The following is a 2,698-nucleotide window of genomic DNA, read 5'->3' as shown; positions in this document are numbered from 1 at the left end:
GCGCGCCGGCAACGTATTCATGGTCGGCAACGATCCTATGGTCGTTCAAAAAACCGAATACATCAAAGGCGGCCGCTCTTCCGCCAAAGTCAGCATGAAACTGAAAAACCTGCTGACCGGTGCCGCTACTGAAACCATTTACAAAGCCGACGACAAATTCGACGTCGTGATCCTGTCCCGCAAAAACTGTACTTACAGCTACTTTGCCGACCCAATGTACGTCTTCATGGACGAAGAGTTCAACCAATACGAAATTGAAGCCGACAACATCGGCGACGCGTTGAAATTCATCGTTGACGGCATGGAAGACCAATGCGAAGTCACTTTCTACGAAGGCAACCCAATCTCCGTAGAATTGCCTACCATCATCGTTCGCGAAGTTGAATACACCGAGCCTGCCGTTAAAGGCGATACTTCCGGCAAAGTGATGAAAACCGCACGTCTGGTCGGCGGCACTGAAATCCAAGTGATGTCTTACATCGAAAACGGCGACAAAATCGAAATCGATACCCGTACCGGCGAATTCCGCAAACGCGCCTAATCAGCCCGTAATACAAAAAGGCCGTCTGAAACAAGTTTCAGACGGCCTTTTATCAATCTGCCTTATTGTTTCTTCAAGCCCTTGGCTTCGACAGTGGCAATCGTACCGTCAATGCCTTTGCTCTTAATCAGCTCGCCAAATTGATTGCGGTATACCGTTACCAAGCTGGTACCGTCCACGCGGATGTTGTAAATCTTATACACACCGCCACTTTGGTAAAGCTGGTAAGCCACTTCATACTTCGTACCTTTTTTGGTTTGAATTTCCGAGAAAACGTCAAACTTATTGCCGTTTGCCGTCATCTTCGGCAACAGGCGCACATTTGCATCCGCCGCACCAATTAACGCGGAATGCGAGTACATCGCAATGACCATATCTTTGAATGCACGGATAAAATCGGTTTTCTGTTTGGCAGAAAATTCACGCCATGGCGCACCGACCGCTAAAGCCGAAATACGCTCATAATCCAAATAACGGTTGGCATACTGCTCAACCTGTTTCACGCGTTGCGCCTCTGTCAAAGACGTATTGCGTGCGATTTTCAACACAGCATCAATATTCTGCTGCATCTGCTTTTGCGCCGGATGCGTTTCCGCCGCCACATAAGGCGCGGCAATCACCATCGGAGCGGCCACAATCAAAGTCTGAAGAAAACGGTTCATAACGATATCCATCCAAAATAAAACCGCATTGTAAAAACAATCCATTCCAAAAAACTTAATTCTTTGTAAAAGCAGACATGGGCAATGAAAAATCCTGCAATTAAATTTCAGACGGCCTGATAAAAATAAGATAACATATAAACGTTATTTTCAAAGGAGGAAACCATGCCCTACGTCAACATTAAAGTAACCGGCGGCAGCGAAGCCCCGAGCGCGGAGCAAAAAGCCGAATTGATCCGCGGCGTCACCGAATTACTCTCACGCGTTCTCAACAAAAACCCTGAGACAACCGTCGTCGTCATCGACGAAATCGATATGGACAACTGGGGCATAGGCGGCAAAAGCGTGACGGTTCGCCGTGCCGAAGCGCGCAATAAGTAAGCCTTGGCCGTCTGAAGCCCTTTTAATTTACCCGCAAAAAGAGTACATTTATCCCATTGTTAACAATTTTACGGAACACACATCATGGAGAAATTTCCCAAATCATCCAAACTGGACCACGTTTGCTACGACATCCGCGGCCCGGTTCACAAAAAAGCCCTGCAACTGGAAGAAGAAGGCAACAAAATCCTCAAGCTCAATATCGGTAATCCTGCTCCGTTCGGTTTTGAAGCGCCCGACGAAATCTTGGTTGACGTCATCCGCAACCTGCCGACTTCACAAGGCTATTGCGACTCCAAAGGCCTTTACTCCGCACGCAAAGCCATCGTCCACTACTACCAAACCAAAGGGCTGCTCGACGTTACCGTCAACGACGTTTACATCGGCAACGGCGTCTCCGAATTGATTACCATGTCCATGCAGGCGCTGCTCAACGACGGTGACGAAATCCTGATTCCCGCACCGGACTATCCTTTGTGGACCGCCGCCGCAACACTGGCAGGCGGCACCGTCCGCCATTATCTATGCGACGAAGAAAACAACTGGTTCCCCAACCTGGCCGACATGGAAGCCAAAATTACGCCTAAAACCAAAGCCATCGTCGTCATCAACCCCAACAACCCTACCGGCGCGGTGTACAGCAAAGAAATCCTGCTCGAAATCGCCGAACTGGCGCGTAAACACGGTCTGATTATTTTCGCCGACGAAATTTACGACAAAATCCTCTACGACGACGCCGTACACCACCATATCGCCGCCCTTGCTCCCGACTTGCTGACCATTACGTTTAACGGCCTTTCCAAAGCCTACCGCGTAGCCGGTTTCCGTCAAGGCTGGATGGTTCTCAACGGTCCGAAACATCATGCCAAGGGCTATATCGAAGGCCTCGATATGCTCTCCTCTATGCGCCTTTGTGCCACCACACCCATGCAACACGCCATTCAGACGGCCTTAGGCGGATACCAAAGCATCAACGAATTCCTCCTTCCCGGCGGCCGCCTGCTCGAGCAACGCAACAAAGCATGGGAACTGGTCAACCAGATTCCGGGCATATCCTGCGTCAAACCCATGGGCGCATTGTATATGTTCCCCAAAATCGATACCGAAATGTACA

At 49.6% G+C, this 2,698-nt stretch carries 4 protein-coding genes; 3 read left to right on the top strand and 1 reads right to left on the bottom strand.

Going from position 1 to position 2,698, the window contains the following annotated elements; translation table 11 throughout:
• Positions 1–541 (top strand): elongation factor P (gene efp / locus ACTHUE_RS14890; protein WP_440423887.1); only part of this gene is annotated, 541 nt, incomplete at its 5' end.
• Between the two features lie 62 nt (positions 542–603).
• Here the strand turns inward: efp and ACTHUE_RS14885 are convergent.
• On the bottom strand, positions 604–1,203 hold the full coding sequence (locus tag ACTHUE_RS14885; RefSeq protein ID WP_049322312.1) for an MlaC/ttg2D family ABC transporter substrate-binding protein: 600 nt from the start codon (positions 1,201–1,203) through the stop codon (positions 604–606).
• A gap of 165 nt (positions 1,204–1,368) precedes the next feature.
• Here ACTHUE_RS14885 and ACTHUE_RS14880 point away from each other — a divergent pair, with 165 nt between their 5' ends.
• Entirely contained in the window at positions 1,369–1,584 is a 216-nt protein-coding gene (locus tag ACTHUE_RS14880; protein WP_003682441.1) for a tautomerase family protein, read from the top strand.
• Positions 1,585–1,668: 84 nt separating this feature from the next.
• Positions 1,669–2,698 (top strand): pyridoxal phosphate-dependent aminotransferase (locus ACTHUE_RS14875; protein WP_440423886.1); only part of this gene is annotated, 1,030 nt, incomplete at its 3' end.

The organism is Neisseria sp. P0021.S005, from assembly GCF_051956955.1.
The sequence above is the reverse complement of the archived record's forward strand: the minus strand, read 5'-3'. Positions and strand labels throughout refer to the sequence as shown.

What these genes read in the sequence shown, in the direction of transcription:
- ACTHUE_RS14880 (WP_003682441.1), top strand. Translation starts at nt 1,369, where the DNA reads ATGCCCTACGTCAACATTAAAGTAACCGGCGGCAGCGAAGCCCCGAGC.
- ACTHUE_RS14885 (WP_049322312.1), bottom strand. Translation starts at nt 1,203, where the DNA reads ATGAACCGTTTTCTTCAGACTTTGATTGTGGCCGCTCCGATGGTGATT.